Annotated in this window: 19 protein-coding genes, 1 tRNA gene and 3 pseudogenes; 14 read left to right on the top strand and 9 right to left on the bottom strand. The window is 60.2% G+C overall.

Going from position 1 to position 26,488, the window contains the following annotated elements; all coding sequences use genetic code 11:
• Positions 1–175: 175 nt before the first annotated feature.
• Genes ACWNZ1_RS25925 through ACWNZ1_RS25935 form a run of 3 tightly spaced genes read left to right on the top strand, consistent with a single transcriptional unit; the run spans position 176 to position 3,741 of the window.
• Positions 176–835 carry a paraquat-inducible protein A gene (locus ACWNZ1_RS25925; protein WP_265072383.1) on the top strand — a complete coding sequence of 220 codons (660 nt, stop codon included), beginning with the start codon at positions 176–178 and terminating at the stop codon, positions 833–835.
• Positions 822–1,445, top strand: a complete 624-nt coding sequence (locus tag ACWNZ1_RS25930) for a paraquat-inducible protein A (protein ID WP_135847179.1) — start codon at positions 822–824, stop codon at positions 1,443–1,445. Before ACWNZ1_RS25925 ends, ACWNZ1_RS25930 begins: the two co-directional genes overlap by 14 nt.
• A complete protein-coding gene (locus ACWNZ1_RS25935) occupies positions 1,438–3,741 on the top strand; it encodes a PqiB family protein (protein ID WP_135847178.1) in 2,304 nt (767 codons plus the stop codon). Before ACWNZ1_RS25930 ends, ACWNZ1_RS25935 begins: the two co-directional genes overlap by 8 nt.
• Before the next feature lie 214 nt (positions 3,742–3,955).
• Here ACWNZ1_RS25935 and mksF read toward each other — a convergent pair whose 3' ends face one another.
• From mksF to mksB, 3 genes are read right to left on the bottom strand one after another with little or no spacing between them, the layout of a single operon-like run.
• Positions 3,956–6,796 (bottom strand): Mks condensin complex protein MksF, encoded by a 2,841-nt coding sequence (gene mksF / locus ACWNZ1_RS25940; protein WP_210640920.1) that lies wholly within the window; start codon positions 6,794–6,796, stop codon positions 3,956–3,958.
• The gene (mksE, locus tag ACWNZ1_RS25945) at positions 6,793–7,494 is read right to left on the bottom strand and encodes an Mks condensin complex protein MksE (RefSeq protein WP_135847176.1); all 702 of its coding nucleotides are present in this window, start codon (positions 7,492–7,494) and stop codon (positions 6,793–6,795) included. Before mksE ends, mksF begins: the two co-directional genes overlap by 4 nt.
• The gene (gene mksB, locus ACWNZ1_RS25950; protein WP_135847175.1) at positions 7,484–8,764 is read right to left on the bottom strand and encodes an Mks condensin complex protein MksB; all 1,281 of its coding nucleotides are present in this window, start codon (positions 8,762–8,764) and stop codon (positions 7,484–7,486) included. The genes mksE and mksB overlap by 11 nt, the downstream gene beginning before the upstream one ends.
• A 181-nt stretch (positions 8,765–8,945) precedes the next feature.
• Here mksB and ACWNZ1_RS25955 point away from each other — a divergent pair, with 181 nt between their 5' ends.
• Positions 8,946–9,725: an energy transducer TonB gene (locus ACWNZ1_RS25955; protein ID WP_256453746.1), complete on the top strand. Its 780-nt coding sequence runs from the start codon at positions 8,946–8,948 to the stop codon at positions 9,723–9,725.
• Positions 9,718–10,170 carry a ribosomal protein S18-alanine N-acetyltransferase gene (rimI, locus tag ACWNZ1_RS25960; protein ID WP_003205585.1) on the top strand — a complete coding sequence of 151 codons (453 nt, stop codon included), beginning with the start codon at positions 9,718–9,720 and terminating at the stop codon, positions 10,168–10,170. The genes ACWNZ1_RS25955 and rimI overlap by 8 nt, the downstream gene beginning before the upstream one ends.
• Before the next feature lie 55 nt (positions 10,171–10,225).
• Here rimI and ACWNZ1_RS25965 read toward each other — a convergent pair whose 3' ends face one another.
• Positions 10,226–10,630 (bottom strand): serine kinase/phosphatase, encoded by a 405-nt coding sequence (locus tag ACWNZ1_RS25965; protein ID WP_456027969.1) that lies wholly within the window; start codon positions 10,628–10,630, stop codon positions 10,226–10,228.
• Between the two features lie 131 nt (positions 10,631–10,761).
• Here ACWNZ1_RS25965 and can point away from each other — a divergent pair, with 131 nt between their 5' ends.
• Complete coding sequence (can, locus tag ACWNZ1_RS25970) at positions 10,762–11,406, top strand: carbonate dehydratase (protein ID WP_135847172.1); 645 nt, start codon at positions 10,762–10,764, stop codon at positions 11,404–11,406.
• Between the two features lie 67 nt (positions 11,407–11,473).
• Here can and ACWNZ1_RS25975 read toward each other — a convergent pair whose 3' ends face one another.
• Both ACWNZ1_RS25975 and ACWNZ1_RS25980 read right to left on the bottom strand, forming a co-directional pair.
• Entirely contained in the window at positions 11,474–12,634 is a 1,161-nt protein-coding gene (locus ACWNZ1_RS25975) for a hypothetical protein (RefSeq protein ID WP_135847171.1), read from the bottom strand.
• Between the two features lie 112 nt (positions 12,635–12,746).
• Positions 12,747–14,165, bottom strand: coding sequence for a short-chain fatty acid transporter (locus ACWNZ1_RS25980; RefSeq protein ID WP_135847170.1), 1,419 nt, complete (start codon positions 14,163–14,165; stop codon positions 12,747–12,749).
• A gap of 316 nt (positions 14,166–14,481) precedes the next feature.
• Here ACWNZ1_RS25980 and ACWNZ1_RS25985 point away from each other — a divergent pair.
• From ACWNZ1_RS25985 to ACWNZ1_RS26000, 4 genes and pseudogenes are all read left to right on the top strand, one after another.
• Positions 14,482–15,168: pseudogene (locus ACWNZ1_RS25985) on the top strand (PAS domain-containing protein); the annotation flags it as partial.
• A gap of 111 nt (positions 15,169–15,279) precedes the next feature.
• Positions 15,280–15,708, top strand: a pseudogene (locus ACWNZ1_RS25990) (methyl-accepting chemotaxis protein); the annotation flags it as partial.
• An 86-nt stretch (positions 15,709–15,794) separates the two neighbouring features.
• On the top strand, positions 15,795–16,349 hold the full coding sequence (locus ACWNZ1_RS25995) for a DUF2975 domain-containing protein (protein ID WP_135847168.1): 555 nt from the start codon (positions 15,795–15,797) through the stop codon (positions 16,347–16,349).
• A gap of 7 nt (positions 16,350–16,356) precedes the next feature.
• A complete protein-coding gene (locus ACWNZ1_RS26000) occupies positions 16,357–16,590 on the top strand; it encodes a helix-turn-helix domain-containing protein (RefSeq protein ID WP_135847167.1) in 234 nt (77 codons plus the stop codon).
• Here ACWNZ1_RS26000 and ggt read toward each other — a convergent pair.
• The 3 genes from ggt to ACWNZ1_RS26015 all read right to left on the bottom strand — a co-directional run bounded on the left by ggt (position 16,572) and on the right by ACWNZ1_RS26015 (position 21,064).
• Complete coding sequence (gene ggt, locus ACWNZ1_RS26005; RefSeq protein WP_256453745.1) at positions 16,572–18,413, bottom strand: gamma-glutamyltransferase; 1,842 nt, start codon at positions 18,411–18,413, stop codon at positions 16,572–16,574. The two genes, ACWNZ1_RS26000 and ggt, sit on opposite strands and share 19 nt — an antisense overlap.
• Before the next feature lie 278 nt (positions 18,414–18,691).
• Positions 18,692–18,768, bottom strand: a tRNA-Met gene (locus ACWNZ1_RS26010).
• 103 nt (positions 18,769–18,871) lie between these two features.
• Entirely contained in the window at positions 18,872–21,064 is a 2,193-nt protein-coding gene (locus ACWNZ1_RS26015; protein WP_456027970.1) for a methyl-accepting chemotaxis protein, read from the bottom strand.
• A gap of 195 nt (positions 21,065–21,259) precedes the next feature.
• On the opposite strand from ACWNZ1_RS26015, the gene ACWNZ1_RS26020 reads away from it, so the two are divergent.
• From ACWNZ1_RS26020 to ACWNZ1_RS26035, 4 genes and pseudogenes are all read left to right on the top strand, one after another.
• Positions 21,260–22,477 carry an MFS transporter gene (locus ACWNZ1_RS26020; protein ID WP_135847157.1) on the top strand — a complete coding sequence of 406 codons (1,218 nt, stop codon included), beginning with the start codon at positions 21,260–21,262 and terminating at the stop codon, positions 22,475–22,477.
• A 79-nt stretch (positions 22,478–22,556) separates the two neighbouring features.
• Complete coding sequence (locus ACWNZ1_RS26025; RefSeq protein ID WP_456027971.1) at positions 22,557–23,618, top strand: ankyrin repeat domain-containing protein; 1,062 nt, start codon at positions 22,557–22,559, stop codon at positions 23,616–23,618.
• 796 nt (positions 23,619–24,414) lie between these two features.
• Positions 24,415–25,437 (top strand): annotated as a pseudogene (locus ACWNZ1_RS26030) (PDC sensor domain-containing protein); the annotation flags it as partial.
• Positions 25,438–25,548: 111 nt separating this feature from the next.
• On the top strand, positions 25,549–26,337 hold the full coding sequence (locus ACWNZ1_RS26035) for a methyl-accepting chemotaxis protein (protein ID WP_456027973.1): 789 nt from the start codon (positions 25,549–25,551) through the stop codon (positions 26,335–26,337).
• The last annotated feature ends 151 nt before the right edge of the window (positions 26,338–26,488 follow it).

The raw sequence follows: 26,488 nt of genomic DNA on the forward strand, positions 1-26,488 counted from the left end.
CATGTGAGAGTAGGTCATCGTCAAGATTAAATTCCGAAACCCCTATCTGCTGATGCAGGTAGGGGTTTTGTTTTGCCTGCAAGAAAAGCGTGTGCGAAAGCTTGATAAATTTGCACAGTTATTTTCGAGTTACAGCACTAGAATAGCCCCAACTTAGCTGAGCCAGAGCTCTTTTATGTCCGATCCGTCAGACACTCATCGATTGTCAGATTTACCTCTGGATGATCTGGTGGCGTGCCATGAGTGCGACCTGTTGATGCGCAAGCCGCAACTGGCCCACGGCGAAAAAGCCGAGTGCCCCCGTTGCGGGTATGAGCTCTACGCCCATCGGCACAATGTGGTCGAACGCAGTCTTGCCTTGGTCATCGCCGCTCTGCTGTTATATGTGCCGGCAAACTTCTTACCCATCATGCAACTCAATTTGCTCGGGCAGTCCTCCCAGGACACCGTCTGGAGTGGTGTGATCGGTCTGTTCAATACTGGCATGCAGGGCGTATCGGTGGTGGTGTTCCTATGCAGCATGGGCATTCCGTTGCTCAAGCTGCTTTGCCAGCTGGCTGTGCTGCTGACCATTCGCTTCAATATAGGCCGTAGTTACGGTCTGTTGCTGTACCGCATTTATCACCATTTGCGAGACTGGGGAATGCTCGAGGTCTACCTCATGGGCGTACTGGTAGCCATCGTCAAGTTAGCGGATATGGCAGCGATTACCGTAGGCCTTGGCCTGGTGTGCTTTGTCAGTTTGTTGCTGGTCCAGGTCTGGCTGGAGGTGGTCATGTCGCCACATCAGATCTGGCAAGCGTTATCAGGAGAGGATGCCCATGCGGGCGATTGATGCAGGCATTCTGATCTGTACTGAATGCCATGAGTTGAACCGGCAGGATGCGGACGCTGACCAACAAACCTGTACCCGTTGTGGCGCACTGGTTCATCCCCGTCGCCCGAACAGCTTGATGCGCACCTGGGCATTGTTGATCACGGCGGCGATTCTCTACATTCCGGCCAACATGTTACCGATCATGACCATCAACTCGCTGGGCCAAGGTGCTCCGAGTACCATCATGTCCGGGGTCATCGAGTTGGTACAACACGGCATGATTCCTATCGCCGCGGTGGTGTTCATCGCCAGTATCGTCGTACCCACTTTCAAACTGGTGGGCATCGCCTTGTTACTGTTTTCCGTGCAGCGGCACCAGCCCATGTCTGCACAGCAACGTATCCTCATGTATCGCTTTATTGAGTTCATTGGCCGCTGGTCGATGCTGGATATTTTCGTGATCGCCATTTTGGTGGCTGTGGTGAATTTCGGTCGGCTTGCCAGTGTCGAAGCCGGTCTCGGCGCGATTGCGTTTGCCAGCGTAGTGATTTTGACAATGATTGCCGCAGTAACCTTTGATCCCCGACTGATTTGGGATAACACGGAGTCGGATGACGACCATGACTGATTTGCCTACCGCTAAAACCCGACCGGCTTCGAACTGGTCAGCCATCTGGGTCTTGCCGCTGATTGCCTTGATCATCGGTGGCTGGCTCGGCTGGAGGGCTTATACCGATACCGGAATCCAGATCAGCGTGCGCTTTGAGAGCGGTGAAGGCATTCAGCTCAACAAGACTGAAGTTGTCTACAAAGGCATGCCGGTCGGCAAAGTGAAGGCCCTCACGCTGGATGACGAAGGCAGCTCCAAGGGAGTGGTCGCGACCATCGAAATGAACAAGGATGTCGAGCAATACCTCAAGACCGGAACGCGTTTCTGGCTGGTCAAGCCGAGCGTGAGCCTGGCGGGGATCACCGGCCTGGAAACGCTGGTGTCGGGTAATTACGTGGCTATCAGCCCGGGTGAAGGGGAGTCGACCCGTAAATTCAAAGCCCTGGCCGAAGAGCCGCCACTGTCGGACTCCAAGCCAGGTTTGCACCTGACCCTCAAGGCTGACCGACTGGGCTCGCTCGACCGTGGCAGCCCGGTGTTCTACAAACAGATTCAGGTCGGCCAGGTGAAGAGTTACCTGTTGTCGGAGGACCAGAGCAAGGTTGAAGTCAAAGTCTTCATCGAGCCGACCTATGCCAACCTGGTACGCAAGCACACGCGTTTCTGGAACGCCAGCGGCATCAGCATCGATGCCAACCTGTCAGGCGTCAAAGTGCGCAGCGAGTCGTTGGCCAGTATCGTGGCCGGGGGGATTGCCTTCGCCACGCCGGAAAGCCGCAAGGACAGTCCGCCAACGGACCCAAGCCTGCCGTTTCGTCTTTACGAAGACTTTGACGCGGCGGCTGCCGGCATCCGGGTGAAGGTCAAACTCAGTGACTTCGAAGGGTTGCAAGCCGGTCGTACGCCAGTGATGTACAAAGGCATCCAGGTTGGCAGCCTGAAGACCCTCAAAGTTGACTCGGACCTGTCCAGTGCTACTGCTGAATTGACTCTGGACCCATTGGCTGAAGACTATCTGGTGACCGGCACTCAGTTCTGGGTCGTCAAGCCGTCGATCTCCCTGGCGGGTATCACCGGTCTGGAGGCGCTGGTCAAGGGTAACTACATTGCCGTCCGGCCAGGCGATAAGGGCGGTGCGCCGCAACGGGAATTCGAAGCCAGGGCGAAGGCGCCGCCGCTGGACTTGCGTTCACCGGGCCTGCACCTGGTCTTGCTCACCGAGAACCTCGGATCGCTGGAGGTTGGCAGTCCAATCCTCTACAAACAGGTCAAGGTCGGGTCGGTGCAGAGCTACCAGTTCTCCCGCAAGAAAAAGCAGCTGATCATTGGTGTGCATATCGAGAAGGAATACGAAGGGCTGGTCAACGGCTCGACGCGGTTCTGGAACGCCAGCGGCATTACTCTCACCGGTGGTTTGACAGGCGGGATCCAGGTCAAGAGTGAATCCTTGCAGAGCCTGATGGCCGGGGGGATTTCCTTCGAGACGCCGGAGCCCAATGTACCGTTGAAAAGGCGCATCCCCCGGTTCCGCTTGTTTGAGGACCGCGAAGCCGCGCAACAGAATGGCACCGTGGTGACGATCAAAGTCGACCGCGCCGACGGTTTGCACAGCGGTACGCCGATCCGCTTCAAGGGGCTGGATGTGGGCAAGATCGAGGATGTGGACCTCAGCGGCGATCTGCAATCGGTACTGCTCACTGCGCGGATCACCGAAGTGCCAGAGCGCATTGCCCGGGTGGGTTCGCAGTTCTGGGTGGTCAAGCCTGAGCTGGGGCTGATCAAGACTTCCAACCTGGAGACGCTGGTGACCGGGCAGTACATCGAAGTGCAGCCCTCGGCGAAAAACCTCGGGCCGCAGAAAAGCTTCGTGGCCCTGGCCAGCCCTCCGGAAAGCGCTGCGCCCGAAGCAGGTTTGAGCCTGGTACTGAGCGCGGCTCGCCGTGGTTCGTTGAAGACTGGCGTACCGGTGACCTACCGAGAGATAACCGTGGGCAAGGTCACCGGTTATGAGCTGGGCCAGACGGCGGACCGGGTGCTGATCCATGTCCTGATCGAGCCAAAATATGCGCCGTTGGTGCGTAGCGGTACGCGATTCTGGAATACCAGTGGCTTTGGTCTGGACTTCGGTCTGTTCAAAGGGGCGACGGTACGAACTGAATCTTTGGAAACGCTGATCCAGGGTGGCATTGCCTTCGCAACGCCGGATGGCGAGAGAATGGGCAGTCCGGCGCGGCCGCAGCAGACCTTCCCGCTGTTCGACAAGTTTGAAGATGAGTGGCTGACCTGGGCGCCGAAGATCAGCCTCGGTAAGTAACAATAGCGTCGCCTGTACTGACGCCATCGCGAGCAAGCTCGCTCCCACAGGGGGCAGTGTTGTTCATAGAGATCAAGCACGACGCTAATCCAATGTGGGAGCGAGCTTGCTCGCGATGAGGCCATCAGTAGCGCTGAAGACTCAAAAATAGCGCAATGAAAAAAAAGGCCGCGATCCATTTGGATCGCGGCCTTTTCATTTCCGGCTTTTCACATCACACCGGATCCAGCTCCGGCTCATCGGCCTGTACATTCACCGTGGCCCTCACCGCATCGTGACGACGGATGTATTTCCAGTCCGCTTCGTCGATGTAGATGCCGTTCGGACCGCTGCCGCCTTCCAGGTCGATGGCGACACTGGCGCAGACTTGCGGTTTCACACTGGCCAGGATCGGCACAAAGCCCAGTTGCAGACTGGTTTCCAGCAGAGCCGCCTGGTTTTTCTCGTCGATGTCCGCCGCTTCGTCGAGGTAGTACGGCAGGCGCACGCGGCCGGCCTGTTCGCGGTCCATCAGGTGCAGCAACAAATACATGTTGGTCAGCGCCTTGATGGTCATGGTGGTGCCATTGGACGCTGCGCCATCGATGTCGGTGTGGATCACGGGCTGACCGTTGACCTTGGTGATCTCGAAGGCCAGTTCGAACAAGTCCTTGAGACCGAGCTGGTTGTGGTTCGCCGCCACCAGCCGCGCCAGGTATTCCTTGGCTTCTTCGTTCTTGTTGTCCTGCTCGGCGCTCTGGCTGAGATCGAACACCGACAGCGTCTCGCCTTCTTCGTACTGGCCGGCGCTGTGGATGATCTGGTCGATGTGCTTGAGCGCTTCCTTGTTCGGCGCCAGGACGATCCGGAAACTCTGCAGGTTGGACACCTGACGTTTGTTGATCTCGCGGTTGAACAGCGCCAATTGATGTTCGAGGCTGTCGTAGTCGCTGCGGATGTTGCGCAGGGTCCGGGCGATGTCAGTCACGGCCGCACGCCGTGCCTTGCCCAGGGTCAGGGCCTCGTCAGTGCGGTGGGCATAGGCGTTGATCAACAGTTGCAGGCGCCGTTCCATGTCGTCTTCGCTGTCGAACTTGGCCACGCCCTTGAGACGCACTTGGGCATACAGCGCTTCGATCTGGCCGTCGACCCGCAGCAGGCCTTGCCAACTGTCCTGGTAGTCATTGAGCAACGGCAGCAGGTTGTCCATGGAATCGTCTACCGGGTCCATGAACGGCGTGCCGAACGGCAGGTCTGCCGGCAGCAATTGGCGACGGCGCAAGGCATCGTCGAGGGTGCGTTGCTTGGCTTCCATGTCGGCGATCTGCCGGCCCACCAGTTGCAACTTGGCGGACAGTTGCTGGACGCGCTCGGTGAAGGCATCGCTGGAGCGCTTGAGTTCGTCCTGGGCGGCTTCCATTTGCGCCAGTTGTTCGAGTTTCTCGCCTTCTTCGGCACTCAGGGTCTGGCTGCGGCGGAAGTCTTCCAAGGCTTTTTGCGCATCCAGCACCTGCTGGTACAGGGCTTCGGTCTGGGTCTTGCTCGCGGCGCGGTCGGCGGCCACGGCTTGCTGGGTCTTGAGCTGCTTGAGTTCTTTTTCCAGGCGCTCTTTCTGGTCGCGCAGCGCGGCGCGGTCAGCCAGGGCTTGCAGGGCTGGCGGCTCGATGTGGGACAGGTCGATGGACAGGCCCGGTACTTCGAAACGTTCACCCTTGAAGCCGTCGAGGATCAGCTCCATGGATTTGACCCACTCGCCGTTCTCGTCCAGCGCGATGCCGTGTTCGCCCAGTGGCAGGCTGAACAGGGCGCTGTTGAACAGGCGCATCAGGCGTTCGACGTCCTGCTGCGAGAACTCTTCGCGCAGGCGGGCGTAGCTGTTGTTGTCGGCGTGGTCGAGTTGCTGCTTGACCGACTTCAGGCGTTTTTCCAGATCCCGCAGGCGCTCTTCCAGGTCTTCGGCGCTGAACTGCCGCGACTGGGCCAGGGCACCGGCCAGTTCGTCGTGGGCGTCCTTGGCCGCGAGCAGTTGCTGCTCCAGGACCTTGACGTCATCCACCAGGGCAAAGCGGTTCTTGAGCACCGACAGCTCGCCGATCCAGCGCTGGATGCCGCTGATTTCCCGCTCCAGGCGCATCAGTTCCTGAGTGCCGCCGCGCTGGTCGTTCTGCAGCGAATCCTGTTCGTTGCGGTAGTGTTCGGCCTGGATGGTCAGCTCTTCCTTGCGCGCACTGGCGTAGTCCGACCAGGTGCCGAGCAACGAGTCGAGCAATGGCGACAGGCGATGCAGTTTGCCGCGCAGAATGTCGCGCTGCTTCACGCCATTGGCCAGGGCTTCCACTAGCGGGCCGGCGGCGACCAGGGAGTTGTAGTCCTGCTCCATGCGTCGTACGTCGCGGAAGGCTTCTTCGCACGCCGCAATGTAATCCACGCTACCGGAGCGCAGGCTGTGCTCGAAGGCATCGAGGAACAGTTGCTTGAGCTTGGCCGCAGTGATTTCGCGCATGTGCAGCAGGTTGATGAACAGCGCGCGGAAGGTCTTGAGGCTTTGCTCGCTGGTGGAGCGCAGCGGGATCAGCGTCAGGTCCAGCGGGATGGACGTATGACCGCCTACCAACAACCGCCGCAGTTCATCGGGCTTGAGCTCGTAGGCTTTGAGGCCTTCGCGCTCCAGGTTGGTGAACAGTTCTTTCTGACGCAGGCAGGTGTCGTCTTTCTGGTAGTGGGCCAGGTCCAGTTTGCCGGCGTAGGCAAAGAACTGGTGACCGAAACCGCCGCCGGGGCCGCGACCGACCACGCCGATCACGTGTGGGCCGTGGGGCAGGGCGACTTCCACCAGGATGTAGCTGGTGTCCGAGGCAAAGTAGAAACGCCGGGATTGTTCCAGGCTGTACTTGCCGAAGCTCATGTCCGACATGCGTGCCAGGATCGGGAACTGCAGGGCGTTGATCGAAGCGGATTTACCGAGGTTGTTCGCGCCGTACACCGACAGCGGTTCTTCCAGCGGGAACAGGCCGAGGCTGTAGCCTGCGGTGTTCAAAAGGGCAAAGCGGCGGATGCCGTAGCGTTCCTTGCTCATGCGTCGGTCTCCTGTTCTTCGGCAATGGCGCGGGCCAGTGCGTCTTCTTCGCTCTCGGCATCAAAGGGGCTGAGGTCCAGCGGATCATCGGTTTGCAGCAGCTTCTCGTCGCTGTCTTCGTCGATCAGCACCGGCACGGGCAACGGCAGCACGCTGTGCAGGCTGGCGGCCAGGTCGCGGTCCTGCTGGACCGACAGGCAGACGTCGAGGAAACGGTGCATCGGTGGCAGGAAGCGGTACACACCGTTTTCCTCGCCGGCAAAACCCAGTTGGGTCATGCGCCGCATGATTTTTTCCTCCAGCTCTTCCTGGGTCTGCACTTCGGCCTGGATGAACAGGTCGCGGTACTTGTCCAGCAGTGAGGGCAGTTCATCGCGGCCCAGGCTACCACCGTCGAGCACGGCGATCGGGTCGCGGCCCTGGTCGGCCAGGTGCTCGACCAGGATGAATGTGAACAGCGCCAGGCGCTGGGCGGTCTTGTTCACTGCGGCGGCAGCGAGGTCTGGCACAAAGTAATAGAAGCCACGGGTGTCGCACACCAGCTCAAAACCCAGGGCTTTGAACAGCGTGCGGTACTGGTCCTGGAAGTTCGACAGTTGCGCGTACAGTTCCGGGTCGCGGCGGCTGACGTGGTAACCCTTGAACAGCTCGCGAAAGATCGGCGCCAGCTGGGACAGTTCGGATAGATCAAGATGCATGGGGGATGCTCGCAGAATCCTCGGCGGCGTTGTCGCGGGCCGAGAGCAGGGCGAAGGAGCGCAGGCTGACCTGATGCTCGTGAGTGTGGTAGTCGCGGCGTTCCAGACGCTCGCGCTTGAAGCGTTTTTCCCGCGACAGGCGCGAGAACCAGTACAGCAATTCGTCGGTGGCGCCGTCCGGTTCCTGCTCCAGCAGCCAGGTCATCAAGTCCGGCATCGGCAGGGCGTCTTCGCAACGCTCGACCATCTCGCGCACCGTGCGTGGTGCCCGCGGCGCCTCGCCGCCCTTGTGGGTCTTGTGGGACTTGGGGAAGCGCGTCGGCTTTGGCTCGAAACGGGCCAGGGCGTAGACATAGGCTTCGACTTGGCTCGCACTGCCCAGGAAGGTGCTTTGCGGCCGGGTGAACAACGGCATGGCGGCCTGCGGCACGGCATCGATGCCTTTGCGCCGAATAGCCGCCAGGGCCAGGGCGGCGCCACGGGTCACGGCGTTGTGGCGGCGGGCCTCTTCGCGCAGTGGCAGGAGCAGTTCGCGGGCATGGCGCAAGGTCAGTTGGGCACTGGTCTGCATTTCGAGGATGCGCGCGTGGGTGCGCAGCAGCATGTCATCGTCCACCAGGTGGCCGAGGCGCTGCTGTTCGGTGAGCATGCGCAACAGCACGTTCTCGACCTTGCGCACGCCTTGCTCGAACGCACCGTCGGCGTTCACCAGTTGGATCATCGGTTCGACGTATTCGTCCCAGGTCGCCAGCACTTCGGCGTAGCGCTGACGCAGGGGGATCTGCCGGTCGCTGGTCTTGGCCCGTTCGGCCACGGCCACCAGGGCCTGTTCATCGTTGGCGAGTTTCTTGAGGACGTCGCGCACGCGCATGTCCAGCAGGCGCAGCTGACGGGCCAGGTCGTTGCCGTCGCGTATATCGAAGGCGTCCTGTATGTAGCCGGCCAGGCGCTCAAGGTGACGCAGGTAGGCTTCGATCTCCAGGCACAGGCCCAGACGGTGTTCGCGGCGCAGGTAAGCGAGGAAGTCGTGGATCTGGGCGTTGAGCTCGAAGCGATTCGGGCTTTTCGCCACTGGCACGAGGATGTCCAGGCGGATCCACACGTCCAGCAGGCTGGTGATGTCCTGGGGCGTGCTGTCCAGTTGTTGGGCGGCCAGCTGTGAACGCAATTCGTTGAGGCTCAGGGTGCCCTGGTCGAAGTGCTCGCACAAAGGTTCCAGCAATGCCCAGTGTTCGGCGAGGGCGCGCAAGACGCGCTTGGGTTCGATCATCGCAATGGCCGTCGGGTTGGCAATTAAAAGCGGCGATTGTACTGCATCGGGCCGCTTGCGATTCACCCCTGAGACGGACTGTCGTGTGGTATCGATCAACTATTGGCTCAACAGGGAAGCGATCCGCGTCGAAGGGCGGTAGAATCCCTCCCACTTTCAGTTATCCACAAGTGGCCGACCTTTGCTTATCGAGTCCCGTCGCCGCGCCTATCTGAGCGCCATGCAGGTGGTCAACTGGCTGCCGCGTACCGAATTACCGTTCGCCGCCCCATCGCGGCCCGAGCTGCTGGACATGCCCGAGCCCGAGTACATTGCGCCGGTCGTGACCGCGCCCGTGGCCGCAACGGTTGCCGAGCCGGTGGCGCCCGTGGTCGAGCGGCCGAAAGTCGAGGTTCCGCGTCCGAGCCTGGCCTCGACCCGCACCAACGCCAAACCGGTGGAAGACGCTGTGGAGGCGCCAGTCAAGGCACCCTACGTCGCGCCGCCGCGTTTCGCCCTGCAGTTGCTGCGGGCCGGGCGTTGCTTGTTGCTGGTGGAACTGCCCACGGGCGACCCCTTCCAGAGTCGCGATCCGGCCTACCTGCTGCTCAAGGACATGCTACGCGCCGCCGGCCTGCCGGACAGCCCGCAGATTATCGGTGAGCCGGTGCGTTGGCCGCTGTTGTCCCGCGGCACCATGGACCAGGGGCCGGAAGCGGCGCGGGATTTCGTTCAGGGTTTTGTTTCGGCGCGGCTCGAAGATGAACCCTGTGCGTGTTTGTGGCTGATCGGCCTGCCGGCGGTGAAGTTTGCCGGCGAGGCGGATGCCGAAGCGTTCAATCGCGAATTGCAGGTCGAAGGCCTGGGCTCGGCCTGGGCGTTGCCCGGGCTGGAACTGTTAATGGACACGCCACAGCGCAAGGCTGATGTCTGGCAAGCCATGCGCCGGCTGATGGCGCGCTGGAAAGAATCGAATGAGTGACGCTGTATCGTTCCGCCCGATGACCGAGGCGGACCTCGACGCTGTGCTGAAAATTGAATACGCGGCCTACAGTCACCCCTGGACCCGAGGGATATTTCTCGACGGACTGGGCAAATACCAGATCTGGCTGATGTTCGAAGGCCAGCAGCAAGTGGGCCATGGCGTGGTGCAGATCATCCTGGATGAGGCGCACCTGCTCAATATCACCGTCAAACCGGAAAACCAGGGCCGTGGCCTGGGCCTGCGTCTGCTGGAACACCTCATGTCCATTGCCTACAAGGCCGAGGCCCGGGAGTGTTTTCTGGAAGTGCGTGACAGCAACCGCACGGCGTTCCGGCTGTATGAGCGCTATGGCTTCAATGAAATTGGCCGGCGCCGGGATTACTACCCGGCGGTGGGCGGGCGTGAAGATGCGGTGGTCATGGCTTGCACGCTGGTCGACTGAACGCCACCCCCTGTGGGAGCGAGCTTGCTCGCGATGGCGTCAGCCCTATCGGCGCTTACCGCTTGCCATCCAACGGATCGATATTTGCCATTTCCGCCTCATCCAGCCCGTCGCCCCCGCCAATATCATTTTCATCCACCACGCTCAGGTCCCAGTCCGCCCGTTCGTCGTCGCCGGCTTCGTGGGCGTCCCGGGCACCGTCTTCGCGGATAAGTGTTTCCGGGCTCATGTCGTCGTCGGTTGGTTCGTGATCCTCCGTCGAAGCTCCTGTCATACCCGCTTCGCGCACACGTTCCGGTGGCATCAACTGTTCGCGTTCGTTGTCCGGCAGTTCGTCGCCGATTTTCGCGCTGGGCTCATCCTCGTCGAATTTCAGCTCATGCAGCGAGCCCATGCGGTCTTCGTTGTCGTCGATGGGCTCCGGTTGCACCGCATCAAAGGGACGTCGTGAATCATTCATGGCAATTCCTCATACTGTGGGCCTTACTGGGTGGACCCGCAGCCGTGCCGAGAATTCCAACGGCATCATTGAAGTGACCTCGACAGGCGGTCGACTGTCAAAGTTGCGCACTATTCTCGAGGGCTAGAAGCATGAACGAATTACAAGATCTGATTGATAACAACGCGCGCTGGGCCGATGCGATCAAGCAGGAGGATCCTGACTTCTTCGCCAAGCTGGCCCGTCAGCAAACCCCGGAGTATCTGTGGATCGGCTGTTCCGATGCCCGGGTGCCGGCCAACGAGATCGTCGGCATGCTGCCGGGGGATCTGTTCGTACACCGCAATGTGGCCAACGTGGTGCTGCACACTGACCTCAACTGCCTGTCGGTGATCCAGTACGCGGTGGACGTGCTCAAGGTCAAACACATCCTGGTCACCGGCCATTACGGCTGTGGCGGTGTGCGTGCCTCGATGCAGGACCGCCAACTGGGCCTGATCGACGGTTGGCTGCGTTCGATTCGCGACTTGTACTACGAGAACCGCGAAGTGTTGGCCAAGCTGCCCACCGAAGAAGAGCGCGTAGACCGTCTGTGCGAACTCAACGTGATCCAGCAGGTGGCTAACGTCGGCCATACCAGCATCGTGCAGAACGCCTGGCACCGTGGGCAGAGTCTGTCGATTCATGGCTGTATCTACGGCATCAAGGACGGGCGCTGGAAAAGCCTGGACACCACGATCAGTGGTTTCGAGCAATTGCCGCCGCAGTATCGCTTGCGCCCGGTCGACGCGCCCTGAGCGCCATCGTCTCAAGGCCTATGAGTTGTCCCGCGTCAGCCTAGGCTGACGCGGGACATTCTGAGGTTTACACCGCCTCAGCCGGCAACGGCATTGGCACCTTCAGTTGCGGCAGTTGCGACTTGATCGCCGGCGTTTCGCATTTTTTCTCCGCGTCAGCCGGGGAGAGGTTGCGAATCGAGGTGTAGAACAACTCGCAAGTCTGCTCTTTTTGCGTCACCTGCCAAGTCTGGGTGCATTGGTTCAGCAGGGTGCTCGGATCGGTGCCCGGCTTGCTGCCCATACCGGCCTGCCAGCACGCGGCACTCAGGTCCTGACCCATGACTTTCAAGCCGGCGGCATCTGCCTTGGCTTCGTCACCGTCGTAGTTGTCCTTGTCAGCGGCGTACCAGATATAGCTTGGGTGGTTGGAGCCCAGCACCGGAACCTTGGTCCCCGCGGCCGGGGTGATGGTTGCCAGGCCAAGCACGCCCACGGTCTGGCCGTACTGGGTCTTGATCCAGTTCCTCACAGGAGCGCCGAAAGCCACCATCGGCAACGCGGCCCCGCTTGTGCCCTGAGTGACCTCCTTGACCATGGTGGTCTGGTAGTCGTTGAAATAATCGTAGAGTCCTTCCAGCGTACTGCCAGCATTGGACGGGGCCGCGATTGGCGCGATATCGATGATGGTCTGGTAGGCGGGCGTCTGGTCAGCGGCAATGCCGTTGACGGTCAGCAGCGTGGCCCAGCGGTCGGTGGTGGCCGACTCCAGGTAATCCTGGGCCTGGGTCAGGGAGTAATCCGGTGGGAAGTGCAACAGCTCGACACTCTTGCGGTTCTCCAGGGCCATGCCCAACGGCAGGAACAGGTACCAGTTGTAGGACCATTTCTTGTCGGTGTTGAGTTTGCTGGCGCCGTTGTACGCCAGGTCCCCCGCGTCGAGCAGTGCCTTCAGCGGTTGGCCATAGTCCTTTGGCACGCCGCTGATGTGGGCATAGACTTTATCGTTGTCGCGTTTGACGCTGACCTTGGCCGTGCTGTAACCGTCGCGCTGGACGCTTTGGGTCAGGTAATGCTCCACGGTCTGTTCCAGGGTCCAGTCGCGAAAGCAAATCACGTTGCAGTTGTTGGGATAAGCGAAGAGGCGGGTGACTCGTTCGGTGCTGCCAAGCTGTACATCGATGTCGGCGGCGTGGGTGGCGGCACTGAAGGCCAGGGCGGCAAAAGAAAGTACGGCGAGTTTGGACATGCTCAGATCCTTTTCAGCGTGTGAACCCCTCGAAACAGGGCGTAGCCATACTGAAACAGACCGAGCCGAAGAAAAAGTGGGCCGACGGAAATATCGGCCCTTTTTTATGGCTTTATGGCATCACTGGCGGCAAATAGCTCAACGTCGTCCCCAGCGCCCACAGCAGCGCCAGCACCAGCGGCGTATGCACCAGTAACTGCACGAAGGAGAAACCGATCAAGTCCCTGGCCTTTAACCCCAACACCCCCAACAGCGGGAGCATGTAGAACGGGTTGATGAGGTTCGGCAGCGCTTCGGCGGCGTTATAGATCTGCACCGCCCAGCCCAAGTGGTAGTTCAGGTCGTTGGCCACCTGCATGACGTAGGGCGCTTCGATGATCCATTTGCCGCCGCCCGAAGGAATGAAGAAACCCAATACCGCCGAGTAGACGCCCATCAACAGGGCGTAGGTGTCATGGGAGGCGATCTGTACGAAAAAGGTCGAGATGTGGTGGGCCAGCGTCTGGGCGTCGCTGCCCTTGACCGTGGTCAACAAGGCGGCGATCGAACCGTACAGCGGGAATTGGATCAATACGCCCGTGGTGGTGGGCACCGCACGGGCCACCGCATCGAGAAAACTGCGCGGTCGCCAGTGCAGGAGCGCCCCGAGCATCAGGAACAGGAAGTTGTAAGTGTTGAGCCCGGAAATGGCGCTGATCGCCGGTTTAGTCGAGAACTCATGGAACAGCCAGCCAGCGGCGAGTAGCACCAAGGCGATGGTCAGCAGCGGGCTGTGTTCCAGCCATTCTCCCGGGCGGGTGCGTGGCTGCAGCGCCGGCATGCTGAAACTGGGGTCGATGCCGCAGGCGGCGGCGTCACGGGCGCTGTTCGGGCCGGGAGCGGTGGCGTAGGCGACGATCAATGAGATCACGATCAACGCCAGCAGCATCACCCCGGACTGCCAGAGGAAGATGGTCTGGGTGAACGGAATGACCCCGGTGATCGACAGGATCGACGGCGGCAGGCTGGCCGGATTGGCCTGCAATTGCGCAGCCGACGAAGACAGCCCCAGGGCCCAGACAGCGCCCAGGCCAAGGTAGGCGGCGGCGCCGGCGGCGCGATAGTCCATCTTAAGATCGGTGCGACGGGCCAGGGCCCGCACCAACAGACCGCCAAACACCAGCGACAGGCCCCAGTTGAGCAACGACGCGACCATGGAGATCAGCGCTACCCAGGCCACGGCGGAGCGGCCGTTCTTCGGGATACGCGCCAGACGATCGATCAACTTGACGGCCGGCGGCGAACTGGCGACCACATAACCACCGATCACCACGAAGGCCATTTGCATGGTGAACGGGATCAGGCTCCAGAAACCATCGCCGAACGCCATGGCGGCGGCTATGGGGGTGGCGCCGATCAGTTGCGTCGCCAGTGCGACCACCAGCACCGCCAACGCGGCGAAGACCCACGAGTCGGGAAACCAGCGCTCGGCAAAACTGGAGCAGCGCAAGGCGAAGCGGGCGGAGCGACTGTCTTGGATGTCGGTGGTCACGGCAATTACCTCGTTTTTATGGTTATGGGTATTGGTAGTGGCAAGGGCTTCAGCAGCCAGGGGCCAACAGTAGAACAATCCAGTGACCATGGAAGGTTCATCAGGGTTCGAGGGGGCACACGATTAATTTCCAGGCCGACCAGTGGTGCTCTTTAGAAACAAATCACCGGGCCGATGGCAAGAGAACAAGCTATTTTTAAATTCTCCTGCCTGCCGGAGCTTGCCCATGTTCAACAAACGCTTGAAGCAGGAGCTGTCGGCTCTTCGTCAAGAACTGTCCAGCCTCATGCAAGTGAAAGAAAGCCTGGACCGCGAAATGCTGGCGCTCACGTTGGATGCCGACGGGCGGGTGCAAACGGTCAATCAGAATTTTCTCGACGAAATGCACTACAAGAGCCAGGACTTGATTGGCCGGCCTGTCGAAGAACTTGTCCCGGCGTATTTGAAATCCAACGAGTTCCAGATTCGCTTCAAGTCGGCGCTGACCCGTGGGGAACACTTCTCGGGTGCCGTGCGCCTGTTGCGAGGCAATGGCCAGGAAGCCTGGTTGCGTTCGATCCTTCAGCCAGTGCGGGCAGCTGATGGGCGAGTCCGCTATTTTTCAATGTATTCCAGTGACCTGACCCGCACCATCGAGGGGTCTCGCGAGCATGAAAACCTCATCGGTGCGTTGGTGCGTTCAACGGCGGTGATTGAGTTCGACCTCGGCGGTCACGTGTTGACGGCCAATGACCGCTTCCTCAACGCCATGGGTTACAGCCTGGCGCAGATCAAGGGTAAGCACCATCGCCTGTTTTGCGAGCCTGAAGAATACAACAGCGCGGCCTACCAGCAGTTCTGGCAGCGCCTGAACAGCGGCGAGTTCGTGGCCGGCCGCTTCAAGCGTATCGACGCCAATGGCCGTGAGGTCTGGCTGGAAGCCTCCTACAACCCGGTGCTCGATGCCAACGAGCGCCTGTATAAAGTGGTCAAGTTCGCTACCAACATCACTGACCAGGTCAACCAGGAAAAAGCCGTCGCCGAAGCGGCCAACATTGCCTACAGCACCTCATTGCAAACGGACAGTTGCGCCCAGCGCGGCACTACGGTCGTGACTCAGGCGGTGGATGTGATGCACGACTTGGCCCGGCACATGCAGACTGCCGGCGAAGGGATCGAGGCGCTGAATGAGCAATCCCAGGTGATCGGTACCATCGTCAAGACCATCAGCGGCATCGCCGAACAGACCAACCTGCTGGCGCTCAACGCGGCCATCGAAGCGGCCCGGGCGGGAGAGCAGGGCCGAGGTTTCGCCGTAGTGGCCGATGAAGTGCGGCAACTGGCGTCGCGAACCAGCCAGGCAACCGATGAAATCGTCAGCGTGGTTCGCCAGAACCAGGACATGGCCCGCAATGCCGTAGCGCTGATGACCGACGGTCAGCACCAGGCTGAACAGGGCCTGGCCCTGGCAGCCGAAGCGGGGACGGTAATTGTCGAGATTCAGGATGGGGCGAAGAAAGTGGTTGATGCGGTGAGTCAGTTCGCCAATCAATTGTCGACCTGATTTTATCGTTTTTTACATATTAATTATTGTTTTGCGATAATTTTACCGCTATGTTTTGGGCTCCTCTTGTTCTATTGGAGCCTCACATGCATTCGAATCGTCTTGCCCTGTACAGCCAGCGCATGGCTGCCATAACGCTTGTTTTCATTGTCGCGATGATGGCCATCAACGCCGCAGCCTGGCTGTTTCCTGGGGTGGCGTCGCAATATGGCCTGGGGTTTTCCCTGACCGAGCGGCAGCTGTCGAGCCTGTCTGACGGGGCGATGGAGTTGACTGGCTGGCAATGCCTTGGCGGGATCTTTTTATCGAGTATTCCTTTGCTGGTCCTGGCGTCTGGGCTAGCCAACCTGCGGCAGTTGTTCAAGCGGTATGCCCAGGGCCAATACTTTTCCAGCGAAGCAGCGGTTTATCTGGGAAAGGCGGGGCGCGCGGTTGCGCTATGGGTGCTGCTGGATTTCCTGTGTGAACCGTTTCTCAGCCTGCTGGTGACGATCAATGCGCCGGTCGGCCAGCGATTGCTTACCCTCAGCATTACCGCCCCGTCTTTTGTCGCTTTGTTTCTTGCGGCCTGTATTGCGATCATTGCCCGGATACTGTCCCAGGCCAGTGAAGTCGACTCAGAAAACCGAACTTTTGTTTGAGATACTCATGCCTATCGTTATTCAACTGGATGTAATGCTGGCGATGCGCAAGGTCAAGTCCAAGGATCTTGCCGCGGCCATAGGTATTACCGAAGCCAACCTTTCCTTGCTCAAGCAAGGAAAGGTCAAGGGTATACGGCTGGCGACCCTCGAAGCCATTTGCAGCTATCTGCAATGTCAGCCAGCCGATCTGCTGGTCTATCAACCCCAGAGCGAGATTGATCAATCCCCCAGTGCTTGACCCTCGCGCCGTGGGTCCGCCCCGCCAGCCAGTGACACTTTTCCTTGCCCGTCACGCACCCGGACGATTGCCTGGGTGCCACTGTTCATGTCGATTTCGCTCACGGTGTGGCCTTTATCCTTCAATGCCTGGATCAACGCCGGGCTGAACTGGCCCTGTTCCAGTTCGGTGGGGCCGTTGCGGCTGCCGAAGTTGGGGAGGTTGATGGCGGTTTGCGGGTCCAGGCCCCAATCCAGAAGGCCAATGACTGACTTGGCGACGTATTCGATGATTTGCGAGCCGCCGGGGGAGCCGACAGCGGCCAGGAGTCTACCCTGATGATCGAAGATCAGCGTCGGTGCCATGGACGAACGTGGGCGTTTGCCAGGCTCGACGCGGTTGGCGACTTTTTGCCCATTCTCTTCGGGGATGAACGAGAAGTCGGTCATCTGGTTATTGAGCATGAAGCCCTGGACCATCAAGTGTGAGCCGAACGCCGATTCCACCGTCGTGGTCATGGACACCGCGCCACCCTGGTCATCCACGGCCACCACTTGCGAGGTGGAAATACGCAGGGGTGAACGGTCCGGGGCATAGGCCACCTGGATGCCCGGTGGTGTGCCGGGCTTGGCGACACCCATGCTGCGAGGGCCGATCAGGCTGGCGCGGCTGGCAAGGTAACCCTGATCGACCAGGCCTTTGAGCGGCACGGCTACAAAATTTGGATCGGCAATGTATTGGGCGCGGTCGGCATAGGCCAGGCGCTCGGCTTCGGCGATCAGGTGCACCGCTTCGGGGGCGGGTTCAATGCCGGCGGGTTTAGCGGTCTTGAGGGGCTTCAAGGGCGCAAGGGCCGCGTTGCTGTCGCGCTGTTCGAGGGCCTGCAACGTCCCGAGGATCTGCGCCACGGCAACCCCGCCCGAAGACGGTGGTGGCATGCCGCAGATTTGCCAGCGCTTGTAGTCGGTGCATAGCGCTGGCCGCTCCCGTGCGGTGTAGCCCTGGAGGTCCGCCAGCGAAAGACTGCCGGGGTTGGCGTGGCCCTGCACCTTGGCGACGATCTCCTCGGCAACCGGCCCTTTGTACAAGGCATCGGGACCTTCGTGGGCGATGCGCTTGAGCACGCCGGCCAATGCCGGGTTTTTCAGCACGGTGCCGACCGCCTTTGGGCTGCCATCGGCATTGAGGAAGTAGGCCGCCATGTCTGGCGAGCCCGGCAACGACGGGTCGGACGCGATCAAGGCATGCAGCCTGGGAGAGATCGCGAAGCCCTGCTCCGCCAGCGCGATGGCCGGCTCGAACAGCGTCGCCCATTCGAGACGGCCATGTTTGCGATGGGCCAGTTCCAGTCCGCGCAACACCCCCGGTGTACCCACGGAACGACCGCCGATCTGTGCGGCAGTAAACGGCATGGGTTTGCCGTCAGCCTGCAGGAAAAGTCTTTCGGTGGAGCCAGCCGGTGCCGTTTCGCGACCGTCATAGGTGCGCACAGCCTTGCCGTCCCACAACACAATGAACGCCCCCCCGCCGATGCCAGAGGATTGCGGCTCCACCAGGGTCAGCACCGCCTGCATCGCAATGGCTGCGTCGATGGCTGAGCCGCCACGTCGCAACATCTCCCGCCCGGCCTCAGCCGCCAACGGGTTGGCCGCGGCAGCCATGTGCTTGTCGGCGTGGCGGGACTGTAGATCGGCGCGGTAGCCGGCCGCGATTTCCGGTGGGGCGGGCAGTGCCGGTGTGGAGGAGGAGGAGGGTGGAGCCTTACAGGCAGTGAGCGTCAGAGCGACAGCCAACAGCGAAACAGCTGACAGGCGATGAAGATTGGGTTTCAGATCTGTAAACATGTGTCGCTCCATCCGTGGGCCAGGGAGATAGAACCGACTGTAGCGACGCGAGGCGTGGGGCGCAAATCAGCACGAGGCTGGCCGCCTAAATTTCCGGCTTGCCTGTCTGCACTGTGGCGAGGGTGCTTGAGTGCCCAGCGTTCAAAAAAAGGGGCTGCTGCTCAGTCCAGCGGGAGCAAGCTCCCTCGCCACGGTGGAACGAACAAACCTGAGGGAGCAGGCGCTATTTTCGAGGCATAAAAAAACGGCTTATCTTTCGATAAGCCGTTTTTAGTACTTGGTGGCTACACAGGGACTTGAACCCCGGACCCCAGCATTATGAATGCTATGCTCTAACCAACTGAGCTATGTAGCCAAGTGGCGCGCATTATTCGCCGGTAACGAAGATGTGTCAAGCGTAAATCTGAAATATTTCTCTACGCTTTCAACCGCTTATCAATCCTCGCTGCAAATGTCCGTCAACCGAGTTGAAATCTCCCCGTATTGGCACTCAAGGCCTGGCTTCCCTTGCTCAGGGTATCCGCCGCCAGGTTCACGGCCCGTGCGCCATCGAGCAAGCGCATGGCCGCTTGATCGACCTGCTGGATATTGCCGCTGACCTCGTCGGCCGTGCTGGCTTGCTCATCCACCGCGGTAGCGATTTGCGCCAGGGTGTCGGTGACGCTTTGCACGGCGCTGGCGATTTCTGCCAGGCGTTCGCCAAGGCCGGTGACGGCTTGGGCGTCGGTCTGGGCCTGGCCGCAGGCGGCTTCCATCAGGCTGACCGCTTCGTTGACCGTGGCCCGCAGGCTGTCGACGGTGCCGGCAATCTGTTGCGTGGAGGACTGGGTGCGTTGCGACAGGCTGCGTACTTCATCGGCCACCACCGCAAAACCACGTCCTTGTTCCCCGGCGCGAGCGGCTTCGATGGCGGCGTTGAGGGCCAGTAGGTTGGTCTGCTCGGCCACGCCACGGATGGTATCGACCACCAATTGAATCTGCTGCCCCTGTTCGCTGACCCGGCCCAGTGCGGCGGCGGTTTCGTTGAGTCGCTGGTTGAGCTGCTGGATGCTCGCCGTGGTGCGTTGGCTGTCGCGGCTGCTGTCGGTGGCGATGCGCCGGGTCTGTTGGGCGCTGTCAGAAGCCTGTTCACAACTTCTCGCCACCCCTTGAGACGTGGCGGCCAGTTGTGTCGCGGCGGCAGCAATCTGGCTGATCTGCATCTGCTGGGCTTCGACTTCGTCCAGGGCACCGCTGGAGTGAGTGTTAAGGGTGCGTACGGCATTGCTCAACTGCAACGTTTCGTGGTCCACCCCCAGCAGGCTGTTGCGCAGCTGTACCACGGCGACGTTGAGGGCGGTGCTGATGGCCGCCAGTTCGTCGCGCCCCTGTACCGGCACTTGTAAGCTGAGATTGCCGTCACGCAGGGCTTCGGCCAGCAGGGTGATGCCGCTGGCACTGCGGCGGATCGACGCTTGCAGGCAGATGAAGAGGTACAGTGCGGCCAGTAACAGGCAGCCAAGCACTGTTGCCACCAGCGTGAATTGACGGATCGCCGAGCCGTGGTAGTGGTCCAGTCGGCTGTCCAATGCCACCAGCGACTGTTGTCGCAAGGTGGCCAGGTTGGCCAGGAGGGCATCCATGTGTTTCTCGAAGTCTTCCGGCTTGAGATTGATGGAGCCGCCAAACACGCCGTCATCCAGTACTTTCAGGCCCGCATCCAGGTGCTTGAGGCTGCCTTGGAATTGTCCGGCCCAGGTTTGCAGCTCGCTGGGCAGGCGTGTTTCCAGCAATGCCCCGGTTTTGACCAACTGGTCCCGGGCGTCCCCGATACGGCTGCGCAGGTCCCGCAGTTGCAGACGGCTCTGCAAAGTGAACTGGCCCGACACCACGGAGGCTTGGCCGACGCTGGCCAGGCGGCCAACCCGTTCAATCAGGTCCGGTGTCTGTTGGGTGGAAATCTGCGTCAGCAAATACGTCTCCAACCAGGAGGCGAGGGTCAGGCGGTTGTCCATGACCATTTGCTCGCGCAAGGCTTGCAGTGCGCTCAGGGCCGTGGTGAAACGATCGTAACCGTCTGGCCACCAGCCCACGGCGCCCAGGTTCTTCGAATCCAGGCCGTTGAGGCTGGTTTGCAGGGTTTGATAGCGGGCGATGGTGTCGGCTTCGGCGCCCTCGGTTTGCAAGGTGGTGCCCAGGTCGACGGCGGCCTGGTTGAGGGCCGGTTGCACAGCATCGAAAGCCGCCATCGCGGCCAGGGTTGCCGGAGTCGGTTGTCGATTGGTTTCGGTGGCGCGCCAACGGGCCGCGCGGTTGCGCTGGGCGGTGATCAGGTTGTCCAGGTTATCCAGGGCCAGCAACTGGCGTACCCCGGCGCGCTCCCCGGAAATCAGGCTGAGTTTGTCGCGATAGTCCTGGCCGATCAGCCATAGGCTGCCCATGAGTGGCAGGATGAAAAGCAGGAACAACAGCTGGAATTTACGGGCGAAGCCGAAACGTCCCAGCAATCCGATGCCCGGTGATAGAAAAGCCTGCATGCCCATACTCCCCTGAACACCTTTGCACTGTTTTTGTGCGTTTCTACACAGTGCAGAAACAGGTGCCCTTTTAAAAGGCCTCGAAAGTTTGTCCAAATCGGCTCGGTAGGCCAGCTCTGTAGCGAAACTTCCCATTCTCGGTCCCCTTTGTAAGAGGCCGCGTTATAGACCATTAACAAGGCAAGATTCAGACCATGGCGTTGCGCTATCACCTTGGTTTCCGACAATTTTCTAGTTCGATAGCAAGCTAAGGGGATAGCCGTGCTGCACCGAAAAATGGCACATTGACGCACCTGCCCGTGTGCACCCATCTGTCGTATGGAAAATCCCATGGCTCTGAGCAATACCCAGGCGGACACCCCGTCTATTCCCGCCCCAGCGCAAAGCAGTCCCCTGGTCATGCGGATCATCGGTGCCGTGGCGCTGGCGCACCTGATCAACGACCTGATCCAGGCGGTGCTGCCGTCGATCTATCCGATGCTCAAGGAAAGCTATGGCCTGACGTTCACCCAGGTTGGCTTGATCACACTGACCTTCCAACTGACGGCTTCGTTGCTGCAGCCCTGGGTCGGCTATCACACCGACCGGCATCCCAAGCCCTGGCTGCTGCCGGCCGGAACAGTGTGCACGCTGATCGGTATCGTGATGATGTCCATGGTCGGCAGTTTCCCTTTGATTCTGTTGGCCGCCGCGCTGATCGGCATCGGCTCATCGACCTTTCACCCGGAAGCCTCGCGGGTCGCACGACTGGCCTCGGGCGGCCGTTATGGGCTGGCACAGTCGACGTTCCAGGTCGGCGGGAACGCCGGCTCTGCCTTCGGCCCTTTGCTGGCGGCCGCGATCATCATTCCCTACGGGCAAGGCAATGTGGCCTGGTTCGGGTTGTTCGCACTGTTTGCGCTGTTCGTGCTGTACCGCATCAGCCGCTGGTACGCCAACCACCTGAACCTGTTCAAGCTCAAGCAAGGCCAGGCGGCTACTCACGGTTTATCCAAAGGGCGGGTCTTGAGTGCGCTGGTAGTGCTGGGGCTGCTGGTGTTTTCCAAGTACTTCTACATGGCCAGTTTCACCAGCTACTTCACCTTCTACCTGATCGAAAAGTTCGACCTGTCAGTGGCGTCTTCGCAGTTGCACCTGTTCCTGTTCCTCGGTGCGGTGGCGGCGGGAACCTTCTTCGGCGGCCCCATTGGAGACAGGATCGGGCGCAAGGCGGTGATCTGGTTCTCGATCCTGGGCGTGGCGCCGTTCACCTTGATCCTGCCCCACGTTGACCTGCTGTGGACCAGCATCCTCAGCGTGGTCATCGGCTTTATCCTGGCTTCGGCATTCTCGGCCATCGTGGTGTACGCCCAGGAGCTGGTGCCGGGCAATGTCGGGATGATCGCCGGCGTATTCTTTGGGTTGATGTTCGGTTTTGGCGGGATTGGCGCCGCGCTCCTGGGGCATCTGGCGGACATCCGTGGCATCGAGTACGTGTATTGGTTGTGCTCGTTCCTGCCGTTGTTTGGGGTGTTGGCGATATTCTTGCCGAGGACCAGAAAAGTCTGATCTCCATTCGGATGGCCGTGACCAATGACTATGTAATTTTAGGCTGAAGAATCTTTGGATCAGAACGGTGACCTTCGCCATGGGTAAGCGTAAACGCAAGACACTGCCGAAGGATTTCGGTCAGTTGCTGGAGCAGGCTTCGTTTGCCGAGCTGGTCGCCGTGTTCGATGAATGCGAGCTTGAAGCCACCGGCGGTTACAGCAAGAGCTCTGCGCTGGGCTTCTACAACTGCCCCGACGAACTGGCCCGCTGGCTGGTGGAGCAGGGCGCCGACATTAATGCCCGTGACACTTACCAACGAACGCCCCTGCACCATCGCAGTTCGAGTTGGATTGGCGGTGTCGATCTGCTACTGGATTTGGGAGCCGATATCGAGGCGCAGGATTACCAGGGCTATACACCACTGCATGCCGCGGCCAACAGTCACAAAGCCGAGGCCATCGCAGCCCTGATCCGTCGAGGCGCCAATGTCGATGCCAAGAGTCGGCAGGGACAGGGTGTGCTGCATATTGCCCTGGCGACTAGCCGCAATGCCGATATCGAGGCCACTGCGAAAATCGCCCAGATTCTGCTTGCGGCAGGGCTGCAACCCGATGACGGCATGCTCGCTGAGGTGCAGCGCATCGGCCGTGAATTCGAGTTTCACCGGGCCTCCTTCAACCCGGACTACCTCGAGGCAACGGACGCGGCCCTGGCCAATCTTTATCGTCTTTTCGACGTTACTCCCGTTGCCTCCCGCAAGGTTCACGACGGTCAGGCCGCTATCGTCGTAACGGCCAGTGGCTGGCCTGATCAGCATCAGCAACTGTGGGAGATGCTGGTGCCATCCTCTGGCGCCGCAGCGACGGTGCAGGGTGAGGTGATCCGCATCAGTGGCCGTATCTCCCGAGAGATTCACCACAACGGCTCGGCCAACTGGGACGCGGATTTCAAAGCGATGTTGGCGGCTCTGCTTAACCACGTGGGCGCCGCCGTGCCCCTGCCTGCGGCCGAACTCGCTGAAGCGCGGGCGCTGGCTGCCATTCTGCGGGGGGGTAACGATAACGCCGGGCAGACCGAGCGCCTCTGTGAGTTGGCCGTGCGCTGGGTCATCGCCAACCCGCAGCCATTGCCATTGGCGATACCCTCCTACAGCCGATAGTGCGACGGCGCTTCCCCAGGATCAAATAGCCTGGCGTGATGCCGCGCGCGCCACAGATCCTCTCGGTTCCGCACGGTGTACACATCAATCGCGGGTACTTTCATCCGCATGTCGGGTCTTTGGTGAGTTACGACTAAAGTACTGTTTTGTATAACGCCTAAGTTTGATTTTGTATAAAACCAGAGCGTGTTAATTTGCTGTTGTGGTTATTGGTCTGAATGGATTCTGCGGCATTATCAAGGGTGACCCTGTGGTTACTGGAAAAGCAGGTTTTCACATTCTTTCCACCTATCGCCCTTATTGTCCTGGCACATAAGGCCTTCGGTTCCTGACTTGAATACCTCTATTGCTTTCCAGGCGAATAGAGCTGGATTTACGCCCCAACCCACCACGTTTCAAATACTTATAAAGCAGCTGTACCGCCATGCCCTTTCAAGGCGATTGCCTCGTGGGCCGCGTAAACAGCGCGGATTGATTGTTATTCGCCGCGTCGTGCAAAAGTTAGAGGCTTTCGCTCTTTAACGTTGGCAACAAAAAGAATCAGGCAGGGGACGATATGAAATTCAGATCATTGCAGGCACGAATTTGTGTCACGGCAGGCATATGCCTGTTTGTTTCATCCATCAGCCTGGTTGTATATGGGCTCTTCACGGCTCGGGCCAATGAGCAATATGTCGCGACCGAGGTCAGCGCACTGGTTGAAAAATCAACGATCCGGGAAATTCAAAACCTGGCCGAGTCGCGGGCCAACGCCATCCAGGCCAAGTTGCAAAATGCCCTGGATGCGGCCCGCACCATGGCCAATGCCTTTGCCGCCAGCAAAGTCACGCAAAGCCCCCTGGCATTGGGCCGGGAGCAGGTCAATACGGTATTGCTCAGCGTCCTCAAGGATAACCCTGATTTCAACGGTACCTATTCCTGCTGGGAACCGGATGCGCTGGACGGGCAGGATCAGGCGTTTCGCAATGCCCAGGATGGCAATAATCCACTGACCGGGCGCTTCACCCCTTATTGGACCCGCAGCGCCGGTGGCCATGTCGCGGTGCAGCCGTTGGTCGAGTACGACTCCCCGGATCGTCACCCCAACGGCGTGCCTAAGGGCGGCTGGTACAGCGGCCCGCGCGATACCCTGAAGGAAAGCGTGCTGGACCCCATTCCTTATGTGGTCCAGGGTAAAAACGTCTGGCTGACCACTTTGTCGGTTCCGATCGTCGCCAATGGCAAGTTCTATGGTGTGGTCGGGGCGGATTTCGATATTGCCTTTATCCAGAAGCTCAGTGAGCAGATGTCTGCCGAGCTCTACGGTGGCAAAGGCACGGTGACGATCCTGAGTAACCAGGGCCTGGTGGTTGCGGACAGCCAGCGTACTGACTTGATTGGCCAACCCATCAAGGCGTTGTTGCCTGAGTCCTGGGAAAACGTACTGCGCGACATCCAGAGCGGTCGTGGCAATGGCCTGCTCAATCCACAAACCCAGCATATTGAAGTGCTGATGCCCATTACGCTGGGTCGCACAGGCAAGCCCTGGGCGGTGTTGATCCGTCTGCCCAAGGCCGTGGTCATGAGCCAGGCGATTGCCCTGGAGCAGGAGCTGCAGGCGCGCAGTATCAATAACAGCATCTGGCAAGTGTCGGTGGGGATGGTCATTTCCCTGTTGGCCCTGGCCGCCCTGTGGTATGCCGCCGCGAAAATCGTCGGGCCGATTCGCGAGGCCGCGGCCTTGGCCGCCAACATCAGCCTGGGCGATTTTTCTCGTCGCCTGGTGCAGAAATCCGAGGATGAAGTCGGGCAATTGTCTGCGGCTCTTAACGACATGTCCGAAAGCCTGCAACGACAGGTTCGTGTGGCCGAGCGCATTTCTGAAGGAGACCTGGACCTGGAGGTCCGCTTGTCTTCGCCCCACGATACCCTGGGCAAGTCACTGGAGAAGATGGTCAGCAACCTGAACCAGCTGATTTCCGAGGTGCAGACCAGCGCCACGCAGATTACCGGCAGCTCGGCGCAGGTCACTGATCTGAGCCAGTCATTGTCCGATGGCGCGTCGAATTCCGCGTCGTCCATTACCGAAATCAGCGCGGTGATGACGCAAATGGCCGCGCAGACCCGGGACAACGCCGCCAACGCCAAGAAGGCCGACGAGCAATCCCAGGCATCCCGTGCCGATGCGGGGGAGAGCGATAAATTGATGAGCGAGCTGATTGCCGCCATGGCCGAAATCGACAACTCGGGCAAGGACATCACCGCGATCATCACCACCATCGACAATATTGCCGCACAAACCAATCTGTTGGCGTTGAACGCGGCCATCGAAGCCGCCCGGGCGGGTGAGCTTGGGCGTGGTTTTGCCGTGGTCGCAGACGAAGTGCGCAGCTTGGCCGCCCGCAGCGCCGAGGCCGCCCAGCAGACGGCGGCCTTGATCGCCGACTCATCGAGCAAGACGCAACGCGGCATGATCATCGCCGGCCGGACCGCCGAATCGCTGAAAAACATCGTCACTGGAACCAGCGCGGTTTCCAACCTGGTTTCGCTGATTTACCAAGCTTCCAGCGAGCAGGCTTCGGGCTTGCAGCAGGCTAGCATCGGCTTGGAGCAGATCGATGAAGTGACGCAGAAAAACCAGTCAAACTCGCAAGAGTGCGCGGTGGCGGCCAAGGACCTTTCGGAGCGAGCCTCGCTGATGCAGCGCGTGCTGGGACGTTTCAAAGTCAAAAGAGCTTAGTTGTTTTCCAGCCAGCTCCAGGCGCCCGCCTGGAGCGTTATTGCGCAAATCCCCGGATCCGCGAGTGATGCCGGGGATTTTTCAGTCTGGACGATCATCCGGGCTGGGTTTATTCACTGACGGTAAATGATCGCAATTGCATTGCTTTGCC

It is taken from the genome of Pseudomonas sp. CFBP 5748 (assembly GCF_053850495.1).